Source organism: Citreimonas salinaria (genome assembly GCF_900107235.1).
Classification (GTDB): Bacteria; Pseudomonadota; Alphaproteobacteria; order Rhodobacterales; family Rhodobacteraceae; genus Citreimonas; species Citreimonas salinaria.
In genome coordinates this window covers 344,529-364,581 of sequence record NZ_FNPF01000003.1, presented here as the reverse complement: position 1 = coordinate 364,581, position 20,053 = coordinate 344,529, and the positions used below count along the sequence as shown (strand labels likewise).

General features: G+C 68.0%; 17 protein-coding genes. 6 read left to right on the top strand and 11 right to left on the bottom strand.

Annotated elements, in window-relative coordinates:
* Positions 1-121: 121 nt before the first annotated feature.
* Positions 122-1,030, bottom strand: coding sequence for a zinc metalloprotease HtpX (gene htpX / locus BLW27_RS05980; RefSeq protein ID WP_089880695.1), 909 nt, complete (start codon positions 1,028-1,030; stop codon positions 122-124).
* A gap of 393 nt (positions 1,031-1,423) precedes the next feature.
* Between htpX and BLW27_RS21655 the strand changes: the two genes are divergently transcribed.
* On the top strand, positions 1,424-1,996 hold the full coding sequence (locus tag BLW27_RS21655; RefSeq protein ID WP_245710788.1) for a DMT family transporter: 573 nt from the start codon (positions 1,424-1,426) through the stop codon (positions 1,994-1,996).
* A gap of 384 nt (positions 1,997-2,380) precedes the next feature.
* Here the strand turns inward: BLW27_RS21655 and BLW27_RS05970 are convergent, their stop codons facing one another.
* The 9 genes from BLW27_RS05970 to BLW27_RS05930 all read right to left on the bottom strand — a co-directional run bounded on the left by BLW27_RS05970 (position 2,381) and on the right by BLW27_RS05930 (position 12,221).
* Complete coding sequence (locus BLW27_RS05970) at positions 2,381-2,860, bottom strand: MarR family transcriptional regulator (protein ID WP_089880691.1); 480 nt, start codon at positions 2,858-2,860, stop codon at positions 2,381-2,383.
* Between the two features lie 110 nt (positions 2,861-2,970).
* A complete protein-coding gene (locus BLW27_RS05965) occupies positions 2,971-5,169 on the bottom strand; it encodes a 3-hydroxyacyl-CoA dehydrogenase NAD-binding domain-containing protein (protein ID WP_089880687.1) in 2,199 nt (732 codons plus the stop codon).
* An 85-nt stretch (positions 5,170-5,254) separates the two neighbouring features.
* Complete coding sequence (locus BLW27_RS05960; protein ID WP_143042207.1) at positions 5,255-6,079, bottom strand: hypothetical protein; 825 nt, start codon at positions 6,077-6,079, stop codon at positions 5,255-5,257.
* Positions 6,080-6,181: 102 nt separating this feature from the next.
* Positions 6,182-7,393, bottom strand: coding sequence for an acetyl-CoA C-acetyltransferase (locus tag BLW27_RS05955; RefSeq protein WP_089880680.1), 1,212 nt, complete (start codon positions 7,391-7,393; stop codon positions 6,182-6,184).
* A gap of 88 nt (positions 7,394-7,481) precedes the next feature.
* Positions 7,482-8,123 (bottom strand): glutathione S-transferase family protein, encoded by a 642-nt coding sequence (locus BLW27_RS05950; protein WP_089880678.1) that lies wholly within the window; start codon positions 8,121-8,123, stop codon positions 7,482-7,484.
* A 40-nt stretch (positions 8,124-8,163) separates the two neighbouring features.
* Positions 8,164-9,303, bottom strand: a complete 1,140-nt coding sequence (locus tag BLW27_RS05945; protein WP_089880674.1) for an acyl-CoA dehydrogenase family protein — start codon at positions 9,301-9,303, stop codon at positions 8,164-8,166.
* A gap of 86 nt (positions 9,304-9,389) precedes the next feature.
* Positions 9,390-11,174: an acyl-CoA dehydrogenase C-terminal domain-containing protein gene (locus tag BLW27_RS05940; protein WP_089880671.1), complete on the bottom strand. Its 1,785-nt coding sequence runs from the start codon at positions 11,172-11,174 to the stop codon at positions 9,390-9,392.
* A gap of 57 nt (positions 11,175-11,231) precedes the next feature.
* Positions 11,232-11,636: a MerR family transcriptional regulator gene (locus tag BLW27_RS05935; protein ID WP_089880837.1), complete on the bottom strand. Its 405-nt coding sequence runs from the start codon at positions 11,634-11,636 to the stop codon at positions 11,232-11,234.
* 213 nt (positions 11,637-11,849) lie between these two features.
* Positions 11,850-12,221 (bottom strand): MerR family transcriptional regulator, encoded by a 372-nt coding sequence (locus BLW27_RS05930; RefSeq protein WP_089880668.1) that lies wholly within the window; start codon positions 12,219-12,221, stop codon positions 11,850-11,852.
* Positions 12,222-12,337: 116 nt separating this feature from the next.
* Between BLW27_RS05930 and BLW27_RS05925 the strand changes: the two genes are divergently transcribed.
* From BLW27_RS05925 to BLW27_RS05915, 3 genes are all read left to right on the top strand, one after another.
* Complete coding sequence (locus tag BLW27_RS05925) at positions 12,338-12,760, top strand: PaaI family thioesterase (protein WP_089880666.1); 423 nt, start codon at positions 12,338-12,340, stop codon at positions 12,758-12,760.
* Positions 12,760-13,266, top strand: a complete 507-nt coding sequence (locus BLW27_RS05920) for a PaaI family thioesterase (protein WP_089880663.1) — start codon at positions 12,760-12,762, stop codon at positions 13,264-13,266. The genes BLW27_RS05925 and BLW27_RS05920 overlap by 1 nt, the downstream gene beginning before the upstream one ends.
* Positions 13,267-13,366: 100 nt before the next feature.
* Positions 13,367-14,701, top strand: coding sequence for an MATE family efflux transporter (locus BLW27_RS05915; RefSeq protein ID WP_089880659.1), 1,335 nt, complete (start codon positions 13,367-13,369; stop codon positions 14,699-14,701).
* A 16-nt stretch (positions 14,702-14,717) separates the two neighbouring features.
* Here the strand turns inward: BLW27_RS05915 and BLW27_RS05910 are convergent, their stop codons facing one another.
* A complete protein-coding gene (locus BLW27_RS05910; protein ID WP_089880655.1) occupies positions 14,718-18,329 on the bottom strand; it encodes a hydantoinase B/oxoprolinase family protein in 3,612 nt (1,203 codons plus the stop codon).
* Positions 18,330-18,477: 148 nt separating this feature from the next.
* Here BLW27_RS05910 and BLW27_RS05905 point away from each other — a divergent pair, with 148 nt between their 5' ends.
* Both BLW27_RS05905 and BLW27_RS05900 read left to right on the top strand, forming a co-directional pair.
* Positions 18,478-19,443 (top strand): TRAP transporter substrate-binding protein, encoded by a 966-nt coding sequence (locus tag BLW27_RS05905; protein ID WP_089880653.1) that lies wholly within the window; start codon positions 18,478-18,480, stop codon positions 19,441-19,443.
* 82 nt (positions 19,444-19,525) lie between these two features.
* Positions 19,526-20,053, top strand: a complete 528-nt coding sequence (locus tag BLW27_RS05900) for a TRAP transporter small permease (RefSeq protein ID WP_089880650.1) — start codon at positions 19,526-19,528, stop codon at positions 20,051-20,053.

The window sequence follows — 20,053 nt, the reverse complement described above, 5'->3', positions numbered from 1 at the left end:
ACACCGCGCTTGGCATACCTGTCACAGAACCCGTGGGATAAGTGCGTCCGGGGAAAGGGGAGGTTCGCGCTTCACCCTCTTTGCGCAACAAAGCCCGTCCAGCCTCCCCAAAGACGGCGGCTCAGCCCCAGGGGCCAGAGCGCTCGGGCGCCGGGCCCGCCGGGCGCCGCGTCGTCGGGATCGAGCTTTTTCTCGCCTGCGCTGCCAGTTCCCGCAGTGCGGCGATCCGGTTTTCCGTGGCGGGGTGGGTCGAGAACAGGTTGTCGTGCTTGTGAGCGTGCAGCGGGTTGATGATGAACATGTGCGCTGTGGCGGGATTGCGTTCGGCGGCGTGGTTGTCGATCCGCGCGGCGCCCCTCTGGATCTTCGACAGCGCCGAGGCCAGCCACATCGGCTCGCCGCAGATCTCGGCTCCGGCCTTGTCGGCCGCGTATTCCCGCGTCCGGCTGATCGCCATCTGCACCAGTGCTGCGGCCAGCGGAGCCAGGATCATCATCGCGAGAGTTCCGACGATTCCCAGCCCGCCCTCGCGCCGGCCGCCGAAGAAGAACGCAAAGTTCGCCAGCATCGAGATCGCGCCGGCGAAGGTGGCCGTGACCGTCATGATGGCGGTGTCGTGGTTGCGGATATGGGCCAGTTCGTGCGCCACGACGCCGGCCAGTTCCTCCCGGGTCAGCGTCTGCATCAGCCCGGTCGTCACTGCGACGGCGGCATTTTTCGGGTTTCGCCCGGTGGCGAAGGCGTTCGGCTGAGGAGTGTCGATGACATAGACCGCGGGCATTGGCATCCCGGCATTCCGCGCCAGGCCCTGCACCAGGTCGGACAGGCCCGTCCGGTCGCGCGGCCCGACGGGGCGCGCGTTGTGCATCCTCAGCACCATCCGGTCGGAATTCCACCAGGCGAAGGCGTTCATGCCGGCGGCGACGAAGAAGGCGATCAAGATGCCGCCCGTGCCGGCCAATAGATAGCCGATCCCCACGAACAGCGCCGTCATCGCGGCCATCAGTATTCCGGTCTTCACGTATCCCATTGGAAACTCCGTCGAGTGACCGCTCGAATATGGGAATTGCTGCCCGCATTCTCCATAGGGCCGGCTATGTTCGGCCGTTCGACAGCACCGCCGATACCGGCACACCACCGTTGCAGGGCCGCAGGAACAACCGCCAATGCGCCAGCGCAGCGGGGCACGCGCTTTGCGAGCCAAAGCGCGCAATCACCTTCAGCCCGAAGCTGTTGTCAGATGGTTTCTTGAATGCCGCGAAGCAAAACCTCGCCCCGAGGGCGCGGATCGCCGCAATCGCCACCGCACGGCCGGCATGGTCGTCTTGGCGAAATTCAGGCGAGACGCATCTCGGGCGGCTCTTGTTTCGTCGAGCGCAATGCGCAAGGTCCGGGTCGTTTCGGCGCGGCTGGGCGCGTATCGATGTTCCCAGACGACCCGGAGCACGAATTGATGGCCAACGCAGCACAGGCTCGGCCGGGCCCTGACGCCCTCTCGATGAGGGCGTTCGAGTGGGCAATGTTGCTGGTCCTCTCGGTCCTGTGGGGCGGGTCGTTCTTCTTCGTGGGCGTGGCGGTGCGGGACCTGCCGACACTGACGATCGTCGTGCTGCGGGTCGGGTTGGCGGCTCTGGTTCTGTGGGGCATCGTGGCCGTGTTGGGACGGGCGTTGCCGCGCGACCCGCGCGCGTGGCTCGCCTTCCTCGGCATGGGAATCCTCAAGAAGAACGCGATGACGCCGCTGTTCACCGTCGCCGTTGCCGGCGTCCTGCTCGCGGACGAAGGGATCACGCGGCGCAAGCTGGCGGGCGGCTCCGGGGGATTCGCCGGGGTGATCGTCCTGTTCAGGCCCGGCTCCTGTCCGGCCTCGGCGCCGACGTCTTGGCGCAGCTCGCCTGTCTCGGCGGCGCGTAGTCCTACGCATTCGCCGGGGTGTTCGGCAGGCGGTTCAAGCGCCTCGGCGTCGACCCGGTCGTCGCGGCCGCAGGGCAGGTGACGGCGTCGACGCTGGTCCTCGCGCCGCTGGCCCTTGTCATCGACCGGCCGTGGACGATCCCGATGCCGCCGCTTTAGACTTGGGCGGCGATCGCGGGCCGGGCCGTCCTTTCGACCAGCCTGGCCTACGTTCTCTACATCCACATCCTGCAACGCGCCGGGGCCACCAGTCTGCTGCTGGTGACGTTCCTCATTCCTGTCTCGGCGATCGCTGGGGGTGCTTGTCCTGGGCGAGCATCTGACCGGCGCGCAGATTGCGGGCGTGGCGCTGGTGGGGCTTGGACTGGCCGCGATCGACGGGCGGCTGCTGAACATCCGGAGGAGAAGTCCCGCCTCCGCGAGATTGTAGACCGGTTCCGGAAGGCGCCTGCGCCGCGCCGTCAGGTCACCGCCTCTTCCGGCGCAGGCCGCGCGTACGCGGAGCCTGGGTGTCCAGCACGATCCGCAACGCCTCGAGCGCCTGGCACAGAAGCGTGATCTCGGTGTCGCCGTAGCGCGCCGCCAGCCGCCGGTCGACCGCGTCGATTCCGGGCCGCAGCCGCGCGATGGTGGCCTGTCCCGCGGGGGTCAGGCGCAGCAGCAGGCGCCGGGCATCGTCGGCATTGCGATGCGTGGCCACGAGGCGGCGCTCTTCGAAGGTGCGGATGATCCGGGACAGGGACGATGGCTGGATCTTCGCCCGCTCGGCTAGCCGCGTGGCATCCATCGGGCCGCTCGAATCGAGCGCGACCAGCGTGCGCCATTGCGGTTCGGTCAGGCCCTGTTGGGCAAGGACCGGCCGGTAAAGCTCGAGCACCGCGTCGCGGGCCCGGTGCAGCGCGGAATAAAGATCGTGGTTTCCCGCTTTCTGGTCTTCAACCGTCACGTCTGCCCTCGCACCATATCACCAGCCTGTGGTGCAAAAGGCTGTTCGCGCAAGGGGTTCCATGCGGGCGAAGGATGCGGGCCGGAGGTTCTCCCGGCCTGCGTCCCGGTTCAGGCGGCCTTCTGGCCGGTGCCGAAGCGGCCGTAGAAGCTTTGGGTCTTCTGCGCCATCTCGCGCAGAAGCGGCGGGCAGGTGAAGCGCGGGCCGTACTTTTCGGTCAGCGTATCGCAGCGTTCGGCCGCCCAGGGGGCGCCGACCATGTCCAGCCACGACAACGGCCCGCCGGACCAGGGGGCGAAACCCCAGCCCAGGATCGCGCCCACGTCGCCCTCGCGGATGTCCATCAGCACGCCTTCCTCGAGCGCGCGAACCGCCTCGAGGCTTTGGGCGAACAGAAGCCGCTGCTGCACCTCGGCCAGTTCAGGCTGGTCCGCCGACTGCGGGTACTTGTCCTTGACGACCTGGCTGATGCCCTGCCGCTTGCCGGACTCGTCGTAATCGTAGAAGCCCGACTTGGACTTGCGGCCCAACCGGCCTTCGCCTTCCATCCAGAAGATCACCTCGTCGACTTCCGCGTCGGGATAGGCGTCGCCCATCGCCGCCTTGGTCGCCCGCGCGATCCTGGCGCCGAGGTCGATCGAGGTCTCGTCCACCAGCTGAAGCGGGCCCAGCGGCATGCCGACCAGCTTCGCCGCGTTCTCGATCAGGGCGGGGTTCACCCCTTCCTTCACCATGCGGATGCCTTCGTTGATGTAGGGGATGATGCAACGGTTGGCGTAGAAGAACCGGGCGTCGTTCACCACGATCGGCGTCTTGCGGATCTGGCGCACGAAATCCAGCGCCTTGGCCACGGCACGGTCGCCGGTCTGCTTGCCGCGGATGATCTCGACCAGCATCATCTTCTCGACCGGGCTGAAGAAGTGGATGCCGATGAACTGCTCGGTGTTCTTGCTGGCCTTCGCCAGGTCGCTGATCGGCAGGGTCGAGGTGTTGGTGGCGAAGATCGTGTCGTCACCGGTCACGGCATCGACGGCCTTGGTGACCTCGGCCTTGATCCTGGAATCCTCGAATACCGCCTCGACGATCAGGTCGCAGCCCTTCAGCGCATCGTAATCGGTGGTGGCGGTGATGCGGTCGACCATCGCCTGCGCCTGTTTCTCGGTGACCTTCTTGCGCTGCACGCCCTTCTTGGCGTGCTCTTCGGTCAGGGACTTGCCCTTGTCGGCGGCGGCCTGATCGCGGTCCAGCAGCACCACCTCGATGCCGGCCTGCGCCGAGACCAGCGCGATGCCCGCGCCCATCATGCCCGCGCCGAGGACGCCGACCTTCTTCACGCGCTGGTCAGGCACGTCCTTGGGCCGCACCGCGCCTTTCTCCAGCGCCTCCTTGTTGATGAACAGCGACCGGATCATCGCGCCGGACGAGGGATTCATCAGCACGTTGGTGAACCAGCGCGCCTCGATCTTCAGCGCCGTGTCGAAGGGCACCAGCGCGCCCTCGTAGACCGCCGACAGCAGCGCCTTGGCGGCCGGGTAGACGCCCTTGGTCTTGCCGTTGACCATCGCGGAGGCGCCCACGAATGTCATGAAGCCGGCCGGGTGATAGGGCGCACCGCCGGGCATCTTGTAGCCCTTGTCGTCCCACGGCTTGACGATGTCGGCGTCCCTGGCCTGCAGCACCCATGCCTTGGCGGCGGCCAGCGGATCGTCCACCACCTCGTCGATCAGGCCGGCGGCCTTGGCCTTCTTCGGATCGGACAGCTTGCCTTCCAGCAGGAAGGGCGCGGCCGCCATCGCGCCCAGCTTGCGCGACAACCGCGTCGTGCCGCCGGCGCCGGGGAAGATGCCGACCATGATCTCGGGCAGGCCGATCTTGGCCTTCGGGTTGTCGGCAGCAAAGATGCGGTGCGTGGCCAGCGGGATCTCCAGCCCGATACCAAGCGCGGTGCCGGGCAGGGCGGCGGCCACGGGTTTGCCGCCCTTGTTGGTCTTGGGGTCGAGGCCCGCGCGCTCGATCTTGCGCAGGACCGCGTGCATCCGCATCACGCCTTCGAACAGGCCGCGGGCGGGTTCGTCACCGGCCATTTCCTTCATCTTGGCGATGATGTTCAGGTCCATGCCGCCAGCAAAGCTGTCCTTCGCGCTGGTGATGACGATGCCCTTGACGGCCTCGTCGGCCAGCGCGTCGTCGACCAGCTTGTCGAGCGTTTCGAGACCCTCGAGGTTGAGCACGTTCATCGACTTGTCGGCGACGTCCCAGGTAATCACCGCGACGCCGTCGGCGCCCTTGTCCATGGTGAAATCGGTCATGTCGTGTCTCCTGAATGGAAGGGTTTCGCACGCATCCGCGCGGCGGGGCGCGGGCGCGTCGTTAGGATGTCGGGGGTGCCGCGCATCAGGCGCCGCCCCACACCACCCGGTCGAGCGTCGGGGTCTCGAGCGGGTGCATGATGGAGGTCATCCGCCAGGCCCGATCCGCGCCCTGTTCCAGGGTGATCGCGCTGACATAGGACGGGAACAGAAGCTGTGTGCCGGCAAGCACGTGTGTGCGGCAGGTTCCGTGAATGCGGGCCGCGCCCAGGGCGTGAGCCGAGGTCACACCGCGCACGAGGTCGGTGACGTCCTGCATCCGGATCGCGGAGACGTATCTGTCGAAATCGCGGCGCAACTCGTCCTGGGTGGTCAACAGCTCGGGGCCGCGGCTGCCCTGCTTGAACAGCGGCAGTGTGACGGCGCGCAGCAGCATGTCGAATTCGCCCGTCAGAAAGGCCTGCGTCACCGTGTCGAGGTTGTTCTGGAAAATTGCCAGCACCTCAGGCGATCCCTCGGGCGGGGTGGGGTCGTCGGCGGCGCCACCGCGCCTGAACACGGTGTTCTGGACCGAATCTCGAGCCACCAGCGCGTGGTTGTCGGTGATGTGCCAGGTGTCGCCATCGCGCACGGCGGTCGAGTGCCCGGCGTGCGGCCCGTCGCGTGTTTCGCCGTGGACGAGCGCCGCGGTCTCGAACGAGAACCGCAGCAGGTCAGGGCCGTCGAACAGCGCCTCGTTGACCGTGCGCTCGAGCGTCACGTCGCCGAAGCTCCGGTAATGCGCGCCGAGACGGTCGAAGATCGTCCGCAACTCGTCGGGGTGTTGCAGGAGGCGCGCCCGTTCGGGGGTGGCAACCAGGCAGGGCAGCCGAAAATGCCGCGCGAAGGCATTGAAGTCGGCCGCGAGCATGGCCGCGCCAGTCCCGTCGAGAAGCCGCTGCGCGACGGCGACGGCCTCTGCCGACCCCCGCGGCTGCCCCGTCTTCGATGTCTCCGCGCTTGTCATTGCAGCCTAAAGCCGCTCGATGATCGTCGCCGCGCCCATCCCGCTGGCGATGCACAGCGTCGCCAGTCCCGTGCCCTTGCCCGAGCGCTCGAGCTCGTCCAGCAGGGTGCCGATGATCATCGCGCCGGTGGCGCCCAGCGGGTGGCCCATGGCGATCGAGCCGCCGTTCGGGTTCACCTTGGCGTGGTCCACGTCGAAGGCCTGCATGAAGCGCAGAACCACGGACGAGAATGCCTCGTTGACCTCGAACAGGTCGATGTCGCCGATCCCCATGCCGCTGTCTGCCAGCGCCTTGGCCGTCGCCGGTACCGGGCCGGTCAGCATGATGGTCGGATCGGTGCCGATCTTGGTGGTCTGGCGGATGCGCGCGCGGGGCTTGAGGCCCCATTTCTCGCCGAACGCCTTGCTGCCGACCAGAACGCCGGCCGCGCCATCGACGATCCCCGACGAGTTGCCCGCGTGGTGGATGTGATTGATCCGCTCGAGATGCGGGTACTTCATCAGCGCGACCTTGTCGAAGCCGGGCATCGTCTCGCCCATGTCCTTGAAGGACGGCTTCAGCGCGCCCAGCGCCTGCATGTCGGTGCCGGGGCGCATGTATTCGTCGTGGTCCAGGATCGGCAGGCCGTTGCGGTCGCGCACGGTGACGACCGAGCGCTCGAACCGCTTGTCCTTCCACGCGGCCGCCGCGCGGTTCTGCGATTCCACGGCGAAGGCGTCGGCGTCGTCGCGGCTGATGCCGTACTCGGTGGCGATGATGTCGGCGGCAATGCCCTGGGGCACGAAGTAGCGGTCCATCGCGATGCTCGGGTCCACCGCGATCGCGGCGCCGTCGCTGCCCATCGGCACGCGGCCCATCATCTCTACGCCGCCGGCGATGTAGGCCTCGCCCGCACCGCCGCGGATCTGGTTGGCGGCCAGGTTCACCGCCTCCATGCCGGACGCGCAGAAGCGGTTGATCGCGAGGCCGGGGATCGATTCATCCAGGTCCGAGGCCAGCACGGCCGAGCGGGCAAGGCATCCGCCCTGTTCGCCGACCTGCGTGACGTTGCCCCAGATCACGTCCTCGACCGCGTGGCCGTCGATGCCGTTGCGTTCCTTCAGCGCGTTGAGCGTCTGCGCGGACAGCGACAGAGCGGTGACCTCGTGCAGGGCGCCGTCCTTGCGGCCCTTGCCGCGCGGGGTGCGCACGGTGTCGTAGATATACGCGTCGGTCATGTCAGGTCCTTCCTCGTCTGGCCCTTGGCGGGCCCGTGGTCTCGTGACCCCGCGGCGCGGATCTCCGGCCGCCGGGGTGGTGTGCGTGTCATCCGGCCGCGCGGTCGGCGGGCGAGCCGGGCATCAGGTCGTAGGGCGCCTTCCAGCCGGGCAGCGCCGCGATGCGGTCGAGCCAGCGATCGACGTTGGGCCAGTCGGCGCGGTCGAAGCCGAAAGGCTCTGGGTAAAACAGGTAGCCGCAGCAGGTCAGGTCGGCGTTGGTGGGCGCGTCGCCGACGATCCAGTCGCGGCCCGCCAGGTGCGCGTCGAGGACGGCGTAGGTCGCCTTCAGCCGCCCCTGCATGAAGCCGACCACCTCGGCCGGGCGCTTGTCCTCGGGCAGGAAGTTCATCAGGAACCGGCACGGCCCGGCCATGCCGGACAGCTTCTGATTGTCCCAGATGATCCAGCGCAGGATCTCGTACTTCTGATCGGGCGTGCCGCCGAAATGGCCGTAGGTGTCCGACAGGTAGGTCTGGATCACGCCCGATTGCGACAGGCGGACATCCCCGTCGACCAGCACCGGGGCCTCGCCCATGGCGTTTATCTGGGTGCGGTAGTCCGCAGACCGCGTCGCACCGTTGAAGAAGTCGACGAAGACCGGTTCCCAGTCCAGCCCCGCAAGTTCCAGCGCCAGCGCCGCCTTGTACGAGTGTCCGGATTCCCCGAAGCAGTGCAGTTGCATCGTCATGTGCGTCGTCCTTCCCCCTTCGCCTCGGTGGCTGCCGCCGTCACAGCGCCCGCGCGACCAGTTCCTTCATGATCTCGTTCGTGCCGCCATAGATCCGCTGCACGCGGGCATCGGCCCACATCTCGGCCACGGCGTATTCCTGCATGAAGCCGTAGCCGCCGTGCAACTGCACGCATTCGTCCAGCACCTCGCCCTGCGTGTCGGTCAGCCAGTATTTCGCCATTGCGGCCTTCTCGACCGTCAGCGTGCCGGCGATCAGTTCGGCGATGCACTCGTCGAGGAAGGCGCGCGCGACCTTCGTCTTGGTCAGGCACTCGGCCAGCTTGAAGCGGGTGTTCTGAAACTGGGTGAGGGGGCCGCCGAAGGCCTCGCGCTCCTTGCAATAGGCGATGGTGCGTTCGACCGCGCCTTCCATGGCGCCCACGGCACCGCAGCCGATGACCATGCGTTCCTGCGGAAGCTGGCTCATCATCTGGTAGAAGCCGCGGCCTTCCTCGCCGCCCAGCAGGTTCTCGGGCGGGATGGCGACGTCGTCGAAGAACAGCTCGGACGTATCGGCGGCGTGCAGCCCCACCTTGTCGAGGTTGCGCCCGCGCTTGAACCCCTCGGCGCCGTCGGTCTCGACCACCATCAGCGACGTGCCCTTCGAGCCCTGCGACGGGTCGGTCTTGGCCGCGACGACGATCAGGTTCGCGTGCTGGCCGTTGGTGATGAAGGTCTTCTGACCCGATAGGCGGTAGACGTTGCCGTCGCGCACGGCGCGGGTCTTGATCGCCTGCACGTCCGACCCGGCCGAGGGCTCGGTCATCGCGAGCGCGCCGACCAGCTCTCCGGTCACCATCTTCGGCAGCCAGCGCGCCTTCTGCTCTTCGGTGCCGTAGGACAGGATGTAATGCGCGACGATGCCGGAATGGATTCCATGGCCCCAGGATGCGAGGTTGGCCTTCGACGCCTCCATCAGGATCACCGCCTCGTGGCCGAAATCGCCGCCGGCGCCGCCGTATTCCTCGGGGATCGAGGGGCACAGCAGCCCCAGCGCACCGGCCTGGGCCCACGTGTCGCGGTCCATCTCGCCCTGCTTGCGCCATTGCTCGAACTTCGGCGCCCATTCGGCCGCGATGAACTTCGCCGTCATCTCGCCGAGCATGGCGTGCTCGTCGGTCATCCAGTCGCGCGGCATGGCGCTTCTCCCCCTTTGCCGTCCGGCGGGCGCTTCGCTGGCGCCCGTCCGCAGGGCGGGTCGAACCCCGCCGTGGCCGGCAGACCTCAGAAGTTCGCGGCGTCCAGCGCCATCACGGTGTCGGCGCCCGACTGGATGCGCGCCAGGTGCGTGCCGGTCATCGGAAGCTGCCGTGCCATGTAGTAGCGCCCGGTGGCCTGCTTCGTCTCGTAGAACTCGGTGTCGCCGGCGCCCGCCGCCAGCGCCTCGCGCGCGGCCCAGGCCATGCGGGCCCACATCAGGCCCAGGCAGACATGCCCGAACAGGTGCATGAAGTCGTAGGAGCCGGCCAACGCGTTGTTGGGGTTCTTCATGCCGTTCTGCATGAAGTACATGCCCGCCGCCTGCAGGTCCTTGCTTGCCGCCTTCAGCGGGTCGAGGAACTGCTTGTCGAAGTCCGCGTCCTGACCCTTGTGATCGGCGATGAAGCTCTTGACCATCTCGAAGAACGCCATGACGTGCTTGCCGCCGTCCTGTCCCAGCTTGCGACCCACGAGGTCGAGCGACTGGATGCCGTTGGTGCCCTCGTAGATCATGGTGATCCGCGCATCGCGCACGAACTGCTCCAGCCCCCATTCGCGGGTGAAGCCCGATCCGCCCAGCGTCTGCTGCGCCAGCACCGTCGTCTCGAAGCCCTTGTCGGTCAGGAAACCCTTGATCACGGGGGTCATCAGCGACACCAGCCCCTCGGCATCGGCATCGTGTGCGCGGTGGCTGCGGTCGATCAGCGAGGCGCCCCAGAAGGTGAAGGCGCGCGCGCCCTCGACGAAGCTCTTCTGGTCCATCAGGTTCCGCCGCACGTCGGGGTGCACGATGATCGGGTCGGCGGGCTTTTCCGGTGCCTTGGTGCCGGTCACGTCGCGGCCCTGAAGGCGGTCCTGAGCGAAGCCCAGCGCGTTCTGGTAGGCGACCGCGCCTTGGGCATAGCCCTGCAGGCCGACGCCCAGCCGGGCTTCGTTCATCATGGTGAACATGGCGCGCATGCCCTTGTGCGCCTCGCCCACAAGGAAGCCGGTCGCGCCGTCGTAGTTCATCACGCAGGTGGCGTTGCCGTGGATGCCCATCTTCATTTCCAACCCGCCGCAGGACAGGCTGTTGCGCTCGCCCAAGGAGCCGTCGTCGTTGACCATGAACTTCGGCACGATGAACAGGCTGATGCCCTTCACGCCCGCGGGCGCGTCGGGCAGCTTGGCCAGGACGAGGTGGATGATGTTGTCGCACATGTCGTGCTCGCCGGCCGAGATCCAGATCTTCTGGCCGGATATGGCATAGCTTCCGTCACCGTTAGGCACCGCCTTGGTGCGGATGAGTCCGAGGTCCGTGCCGCAATGCGGCTCGGTCAGGTTCATGGTGCCGCCCCATTCGCAGGTCACCATCTTGGGCAGGTAGGTGCGCTTCTGGTCATCGCTGCCATGCGCGTGGATCGCGTTGTATGCGCCGTGGGTCAGGCCCTGGTACATGTTGAACGCCATGTTGGCGCTCGAGAACATCTCGCCCACAGCGGTGGAAACAAGGTAGGGCAGACCCTGACCGCCGTATTCCGGATCGCAGTCCAGCGCGGTCCAGCCGCCGTCGCGCACCTGGTCGAAGGCGTCCTTGAACCCCTTCGGCGTGCGCACGACGCCGTTCTCAAGCGTGCAGCCTTCCTCGTCGCCGACCGCGTTGAGGGGCGCGAGCACGTTCTCGGCCAGCTTCGCCGCCTCGCCGAGGATCGCCTCGGTGGTCTCGCGGTCCAGCTCGTCATAGCCCGGCACGTCCGTCTGTGCCGTGATCTTCAGCACGTCGTGCAGGATGAACTGCTGGTCCTTGAGCGGTGCGGTGTAGATGGGCATGCCTCTCTCCCTTGGCGTGCGGCGGCCCGTCCGGCCGCTTTGTTGGTGTGAAGCGGCCTATTCGGCTGCGTCCTGATTCTGCGTCAACTCGGCCAGCACGCGCTCGCCCCATTCCATCTGCTCCTCGAGGTCGCGGATGGCCTGGTCGATCTGCTGGCGCTGGCTCCTGAGGTCGTCCAGCCGCTGTTGCGCCACGCGATACGTCTTTTCGATCTGCGTGCGCTGCTGATCGCCCACGTGATAGAGGTCCAGCAACTGGCGGATTTCCTCCAAGCTGAAGCCGAAGCGCTTGCCGCGCAGGATCAGCTTCAGCCGGGCGCGGTCGCGCCGGGTGAAAAGCCGCTTCTGACCCTCCCGGATCGGGAATAGCAGCTCTTTCTGTTCGTAGAAACGCAAGGTGCGCGGCGTCACGTCGAATGCGTCGCACATCTCGCGGATGGTCATGACCTGGTCATCGCTCATGGTGTGTCCGGTGTTTACCTCTGCGTCAATCATGAGCGTCACGTGCGTATTCATGGGGTTTTTTACAACGCCGGATGCGGGTGACGTAACCACTACGCTACGTCACAGGAAAGGTGACGCGCCACTCACGTCGCGTCAATGCTGTGCGCGTCCGACGGTGTTATCCGGAAATGTGGGGCAGGGCGGTCAGGCCGCGCGGTCGGCGAGGCGCCGTCAGTCGTCGATCGAGCGCGCGGTCTCGTCCCGAAGGCCGCGCAGTTCGTCGATCACCGCCTCGATCTGGCGGCGTTGCTCGGCGAGTTCGGTCAGCTGCCGGTCGGCCAGGGCGACCCAGGCGCGCATCTGCGCGTCGGTGCCTTCCTTCTCGTAGATCAGCAGCCACTGCCGGATCTCTTCCAGCGAGAACCCGAACCGACGTCCGCGCAGGATCAGCGTCATGCGCGCGATCTCGCGCGGGCCGTACCAGCGCGCGCGTCCGTCGCGCTCGGGCGCGAGGATCTCGATGTATTCGTAGTACCGCAAAGTCCGTGGAGTCACGTCGAACTTCGCGCACATCTCCTTGAACGACAAGCGTGTCTCGGCCATGGCGCTGCCTCCTGCGTCCGATGTATGCCGCGACGGCAGCGCTGTCCAGCCGGGGCGCCCGCGCCTCTTGCGGCAAGCCCCCGCACACCGCATAAGGATCGGGGACAGGAGAGACCATGACAGCCGACAAGGCCCGCATCGCCAAGCAGTTCATCGAGACGATCCCGCATTCGCGCGAGCTCGGCATGCGGATCACCGAGATCGGGGACGGTCTGGCGGTGATCGCGATGCCCTATGACGCGCGGCTCATCGGCGACCCGGAGACCGGCGTCATCCACGGCGGCGCGGTCTCGGCCCTGATGGACACCTGCGGCGGCGCGGCGGTGATGAGCCACCCCAGGTCACCGGCCGGCACCGCGACGATCGACCTGCGCATTGACTACATGCGCCCGGCGACACCGGGCCAGACCATCGTGGCGCGGGCGACCTGCTACCACATCACGCGCTCGGTCGCCTTCGTGCGCGCGCAGGCCTTCGACGACGACACGGACAGGCCCGTCGCCTCGGCCACCGGCGCCTTCACGGTCGAGGGCGGCTGATGGCACGCGAACGCCCCGAACCCGTCCAGGTGGTCAAGCAGCGCCGCGACGCGGCGCTGAACGCGCTGGTCTCGGGCGTGCCGTACATGACTTATCTCGGCGTCTCGTTCGACCGCCGCGGGGACGAGCTGACCGCGTTGCTGCCCTTCGACGACAAGCTGATCGGCAATCCGTTCTTGCCAGCGATCCATGGCGGCGTCACAGCGGCCTTCCTCGAGATCACCGCCATGATCACGCTCAGCTGGAGCTACCTCTGGCCCGAGATCGAGTCCGGCAAGCTCGACCCCGACACGCTGACGGCGGGCTCGCTGCCACGCCTGCCGAAGACGATCGACTTCACCGTGGACTACCTGCGCTCGGGCTTGCCGCGCGATGCCTATGCCCGCGCCCGCGTCACGCGGTCGGGGCGCCGCTATGCAAGCGTTCACGCGCAGGCGTGGCAGGACAATCGTGACCGCCCCATCGCGCAGGCCACCGCGCATTTCCTGATGCCGCGGGAGGACTGACCGTCCCCCGACTCGTCCGGGTCTCCGAGGTTTCGGAATATCCCCGGATAGCCGCCTGCACGGCCAGCGCGGCATCCCCACCGACCCCATGCGCAGGCCCATGACCGACTCCGATCCGATCACCCACCGCCGCATCCTGAAGATCGCCATCCCGATCCTGCTGGCCAACGTCACCGTTCCGATCCTGGGCGCGGTCGACACCGCGGTGGTGGGCCAGATCCCGGCGCCTGAACCGATCGCCGCCGTGGGCGTCGGCGCCATCATCCTGACGGCCGTCTACTGGATCTTCGGTTTCCTGCGCATGGGCACCGCCGGCCTGACCGCGCAGGCGGCCGGGGCGGACAATCGCCCCGAGGTCGCCGCCCTGCTGACCCGCTCGCTGATGATCGGGCTCGTCGGCGGCGCGGTGCTGATCGTGCTGCAGGGCGCGATACACGCCGGCGCCTTTGCGCTATCGCCCGTGTCGCCGCAGGTCGAGGCGCTGGCCCGCGACTACATGAGCATCCGCATCTGGTCGGCGCCCGCCGCGATCGCGATCTACGGCATCACCGGCTGGCTGATCGCGCTCGAGCGCACCCGCGCGGTGCTGGTGCTGCAGCTGTGGATGAACGGGCTGAACGTGGGCCTCGACCTGCTGTTCGTGCTGGGGCTGGGCTGGGGCGTGAGCGGCGTCGCCTTCGCCACCTTTTTGGCCGAGTGGTCTGGGCTGGCGCTGGGGCTGTGGCTGTGCCGCGACGCGTTCCGCGTGTCCGCATGGCGCGACTGGCCGCGCGTCTTCAACCGGGTGAAGCTCAAGCGCATGGCCGTGGTCAACGGCGACATCCTGATCCGGTCGGCCATGCTGCAGGCGATCTTCGTGTCCTTCCTGCTGCTGGGCGGGCGCTTCGGAGACGTTACGCTGGCGGCCAACCAGGTGCTGCTGCAGTTCCTGCACGTCACGTCCTATGCTCTCGACGGCTTTGCCTTCGCGGCAGAGGCGCTGGTCGGCCGGGCCTTCGGCGCGGGCGCGGTGGCGCGACTGCGGCGCGGTGCGCTGATGACGTCGCTGTGGGGCGCGATCTTCGCGCTCGGGTTGGCGGTGGCCTTCGCCGCGCTGGGACCGTGGATCGTCGACGTCATGGCGCGCGACCCGGACGTGCGCGAGACCGCGCGCGCGTTCCTGCCCTGGATGGTCGTCGCGCCGGTTGTGGGGCTGGCGTCGTGGATGCTGGACGGCGTGTTCATCGGCGCCACGCGCACCGGCGACATGCGCAACATGATGGCGGTCTCGGCGGCGGTCTATCTCGGTGCGGTCGTGGCGCTGACCGGCCCGTTGGGCAATCACGGGCTTTGGCTTGCGCTGCTGATCTCGTTCGCGGTGCGCGGGCTGACCCTGTGGCTGCGCTACCCGGCGCTGGAACGCGCGGCGGCGAAGGGCAGGGCACACGCGGGCTGAGCCGCGTGCCCCCGTTTCAAGGCGCGCCGAAGCCGCCCCCGCCGGGCGTGTGCATCACGAAGACGTCGCCCGCCGCCATCTCGGTCTGGTCGTTGCCCTTCAGCCGCGTCTCGGACCCGTCGGCGCGGCGCACCAGGTTCTGCCCCGGCTGGCCGTCCCCGCCGCCCGCCGCGCCGAATGGTGCCGTCTCGCGGTGCGACGACAACACCGTCACCGTCGCGGGCTGCAGGAATTCCAGCGCGCGGGTGATCCCGCAGCCGCCGCGCCAGCGACCCGCGCCGCCCGATCCTTGCCGGATCGAGAATTCGCGCACCCGCACCGGAAAGCGCGTCTCGAGCACTTCGGGGTCGGTCATCCGCGTGTTGGTCATGTGGCTGTGCACCGCCGAGGTCCCGCCGAACCCGTCGCCCGCGCCGGTGCCGCCGCAGATCGTCTCGTAGTTCTGGTAGGTGGCGTTGCCGTATACGAAGTTGTTCATCGTCCCCTGGCTGCCGGCCAGTACCCCCAGCGCGCCATACAGCGTCTCGGCGATGGCCTGGCTGACCTCGGTATTGCCCGAGATCACCGCCGCGGGGTGGCGCGGGTTGATGAAGCTGCCCTCGGGTGCCACGATCTTCAGCGGCTTGAGGCAGCCCTCGTTCATCGGGATCGGGTTGGGGATCAGCGTGCGGAAGACGTACAGCACGACCGCTCGGCACACCGCCAGCGGCGCGTTGTAGTTCAGCGCATCCTGCTCCGACGTGCCGGTGAAGTCGATCACCGCGTCGCGCGCCTCGCGGTCGACCGAGATCTTCACCTTGATCCGCGCGCCGGAGTCGAGCGAGTAGTCGAAGGCGCAATCCTCGAGCACGTCGAGCACGCGGCGCACCGATTCCTCGGCATTGGCCTGCACGTGGCGCATGTAGGCCTGCACCACGTCGCGGCCGAACTGGTTCACGGCCTTGGTCAACTCGGCCACGCCGGTCGCGTTGGCGGCGATCTGCGCCGACAGGTCGGCCATGTTCTGACCGACGTTGCGGCAGGGGTAGGGGCCGGAGGCCAGCAGTTCGCGCGTCTCGGCCTCGCGCAGGCGGCCGGCCTCGACCAGCTTGAAGTTGCGGATGAGCACGCCTTCCTCGTCGATGTGCCGACTGTCGGGTGGGGCCGAGCCGGGCGTGCGCCCGCCGATATCGGCATGGTGCCCGCGCGAGGCGACTAGGAAGTCGATCGTCTTGCCGGCGGCATCAAAGACCGGCGTGATGACGGTAACGTCGGGCAGGTGCGTGCCGCCGTTATAGGGGTCGTTCATCATGAACACGTCGCCCGGGCGGATGGTGCCCGCGTTGTCGCGCAGGATCTGCTTCACGCTGGCCGACATGGACCCCAGGTGAACCGGCACGTGCGGTGCGTTGGCCACCAGATCGCCCGTCGCGTCGAACAGCGCGCAGGAGAAGTCGAGCCGCTCGCGGATGTTGACGGATTCGGCGGTGTTGGCAAGCGTGGCGCCCATCTGCTCGGCGATCGACATGAACAGGTTGTTGAACACCTCCAGCATGACCGGGTCGACCTCGGTGCCGACCGCGTGTTCGCGGCGCAGCGGCACGGTTCGTTTCAGCACCAGTGCGCCGCCCTTGCGGCATTCGGCCTGCCAGCCAGCCTCGACGATGGTAGTGCCGGTGGCCTCGGTCACGATGGCGGGGCCGTCGATGCGCGCGCCCTCGGCGAGGCGGCCGCGGGCGTGCACGGGCACGTCCGCGGGGCCGTCTCCGCTCCACATCCGTGCCATTCCGGCGGCCGATTCGCCGTCGCCGGTTTCGTCCAGCCGGGCATCGGCGCCGGTGCGGCCGATCGCCTCGACCGTCATCATGTCAGCCACGATGGCAGCGCCCTCGGGGCGGAAGCCGAAGCGCGCCTCATGAGCCGAGAGGAACGCCTCGCGCATCGTGTCGGCGTCGGCCAGGTCGACGGGCAGGGTGGTTTGCGAGGTGCCCGCGCGCAGGAAGACACGGGTCTCGATGTCGATGGCGTCGCGCGGGATGTCCTGCGCCGCGACCTCGTCGGTGGCGGCCCGGGCCAGCGCGTCGGCGGCATCGCGCAGCGCTGCCTCGTCCTCGACCGGGCGGTTCAACTGGCGTTCCTGAAGCGCCACGACGTCGGCCAGGCCCATGCCCAGCGCCGACAGCACGCCGGCGAAGGGGTGCAGGTAGATCGTCGTCATGCCCAACGCGTCGGCCACGGCGCAGGCGTGTTGCCCGCCCGCGCCGCCGAAGCAGTTGAGCGTGTAGCGCGTCACGTCGTGCCCGCGCGCGACGCTGATCTCTTTGATGGCGTTGGCCATGTTCTCGACCGCGATTCGCAGGAAACCGCGCGCCAGGTCCTCGACCGGGCGGGGCGCCTCTCCGGTAGCGTCGGCGATCTGCTCGGCCATCTCGGCGAACAGGCGCCGAGGCGTTTCTACGTCCAGCTTCTTGTCTCCGTTCGGGCCGAAGACCGCCGGGAAGGCGGCGGGCTGCAACTTGCCCAGCACCACGTTGCAATCGGTCACCGTCAGCGGGCCGCCGCGGCGGTAGCAGGCGGGGCCGGGATCGGCGCCGGCGGAATCGGGACCCGCCTGCAGCCGCCCGTCGCGGAACGACAGGATCGAGCCGCCACCCGCCGCGACCGTGTGGATGTGCATCATCGGTGCACGCATCCGCACGCCGGCGACCTCGGTCTCGAAGCTGCGCTCGAAGCTGCCGGCATAGTGGCAGACATCGGTCGAGGTGCCGCCCATGTCGAAGCCGATCAGCCTGTCGAACCCGTCGGCGGTGGCGGTCGCGGTCATGCCGACGACGCCGCCCGCGGGCCCGGACAGGATCGCGTCGCGGCCGTGGAACATGTCGGCATCGGTCAGCCCGCCGTTCGACTGCATGAACATCAGCCGCTCAACCCTGCCCTGCTCGGCGCCCAGCGCATCCTTCACCTTGTTGACGTAGCGCCGCAGGATCGGCGTCAGGTAGGCGTCGGCCACCGCGGTGTCGCCGCGCGCAACCAGCTTGATGAGCGGGCTGGCGTCGTGGCTCAGCGTGATCTGAGGGAATCCGGCGACCTCGGCCAGCCGCCCGGCGCGCAACTCGTGGTCGGGATGGGCGTAGCCGTGCATGAAGGCGATGGCGCAGGCCTCGTAGCCCTCGGCGCGGGCGGCGTTCAGCGCGTCGCGAGTCGCGGCCTCGTCCAGGTCGACCAGCACCGTGCCGTCGGCGGCGACGCGCTCCTCGACCTCGATCACCTTTGTGTACAGCAGCTCGGGCAGCCGGATGTGCAGGTCGAACAGCCGGGGGCGGTTCTGGTAGCCGATGCGCAGCAGGTCGCCGAAGCCGCGTGTGATTAGCAGCACTGTCCTTGCGCCCTTGCGCTCGAGCAGCGCGTTCGTGGCCACCGTGGTGCCCATCTTGACCGCGCCGATCGTGTCGGCCGGGATCGGGTCGTCTCCGCTCAGGCCCAACATCTCGCGCACGCCCTGCACGGCGGCGTCGTCGTACAGCTCCGGATTCTCCGACAGCAGCTTGTGCGAGGTCAGCGTCCCGTCGGGCCTGCGCGCGACGATGTCGGTAAAGGTGCCGCCCCGGTCGATCCAGAAATCCCATTTCGCTTGCGTCTGGTCGGTCATGGCGGCCCCCGAAAAGAAAACTGTTGCTTTGATGATATAACGCTGACAATTTGTCAACGTGGTCGCGCACGCGCCGCCATGCAAAGATTGCCAGAGGGTGGGCCGCCGCCGCGGACCCGTCCCGCCAGAACCGACAGAGGAGACGACGATGAGACATTTCACCTATGCCGCCGCAATCGGCCTGATGGCCGGTGCCGCCGGCGCGCAGACTTGGGACATGCCCACGCCCTACGGCGACAGCACGTTCCACACCCAGAACATCATGCAGTTCGCCGAGGACGTCGAGGCCGCCACCGACGGCCAGCTTGCGATCACCGTGCATTCCGCCGGCTCGCTGTTCCCGCATCCCGAGATCAAGAACGCCGTGCGCTCGGGCCAGGTGCCGATCGGCGAGTTCTTCCTGTCGACGCTGGAAAACGAGAACGCGGCATACGGACTCGACAGCCAGCCGTTCCTCGCCACGTCCTACGACGGGGCGCAGGCCCTTTGGGAGGCGCAGGAGCCGGTCATCACCGAGCTTCTGGCCGAGCAGGGCCTGATGCCGCTCTACTCGGTCGCGTGGCCGGCGCAGGGACTATACACCAACGGCGAGATCGAGACCGTCGACGACCTGTCGGGCCTGCGCTTCCGCGCCTACAATGCGGCCCTCGAGGAATTCGCGCAATTGGCCGGCGCGGCACCCGTGCAGGTCGAGGCGCCCGATATCCCGCAGGCCTTCACCACCGGCCAGATTGAGGCGATGATCACCTCGCCCTCGACCGGGGCGAACTCGAAGGCGTGGGATTTCGTGTCGCACTACACGCCGATCAACGCCTGGGTGCCGAAGAACATCGTCGTCGTGAACGAACGCGCCTTCCGCCGCCTGCCGCAGGACGTGCAGGATGCCGTGATGCAGGCCGCAGACGAGGCCGAGGCCCGCGGCTGGGAGATGTCGAAGGAAGAGGCCGAGACGAAGACGCAGGAGATGGCGGACAACGGCATGACCATCGTCGAGCCGTCCGAGGAGCTGACCGAAGGCCTGCAGGAGATCGGCGGGCAGATGCTGGAGAACCTGCGCCAGGACGCGTCCGAAGAGGCGCTGACGGTGCTGGAAGAGTATCAGGGCGAGAGCTAATCGCCTCACGGTGATCGATCGTCCCGCGCCGCCTTGCGCGGGGCGGTCGTCTGTGCGGCTGGGTCTGAAAAAGGGGGCGCCGATGCGCCGGTTTCTCGACGGGATCTATCTGGGTGCGGGCTGGCTTTCGGCCGGCTTCATCCTAGCCATCGCCTGCCTGGTCAGCGCGCAGGTGCTGCTGAACTTCTCGACCCGCGTGTTGGGCCTGCCGCTGCCCGCGACGATCCCGTCCTACGCGGATTTCGCGGGGTTCATGCTGGCCGGCGCCACCTTCTTCGCCATGCCCTACACCTTCCGCAGCGCGGGCCATATCCGCGTTTCGCTGGTGGTCGCGCGTCTGCCCGCTCGCGCGCGCTTGATGGTCGAGCTTGCCGTGCTGGCGCTGGCCGCCGCGCTGGTTGGCTATGCCTGCTGGTACGTCGTTGCCCTGATCCGCGAGAGCCTGCATTTCGGCGACGTGTCGGGCGGGATGATCCCGGTGCCGCTGTGGATTCCGCAGACCGGCATGGGGATCGGACTGGGCCTGCTGCTGGTCGCGGTGATCCACACGCTGGTCGAGACCTGGGCCAGCGGCCGCGCAGTCATCGACGACACCTCCGAGGAGATCTGA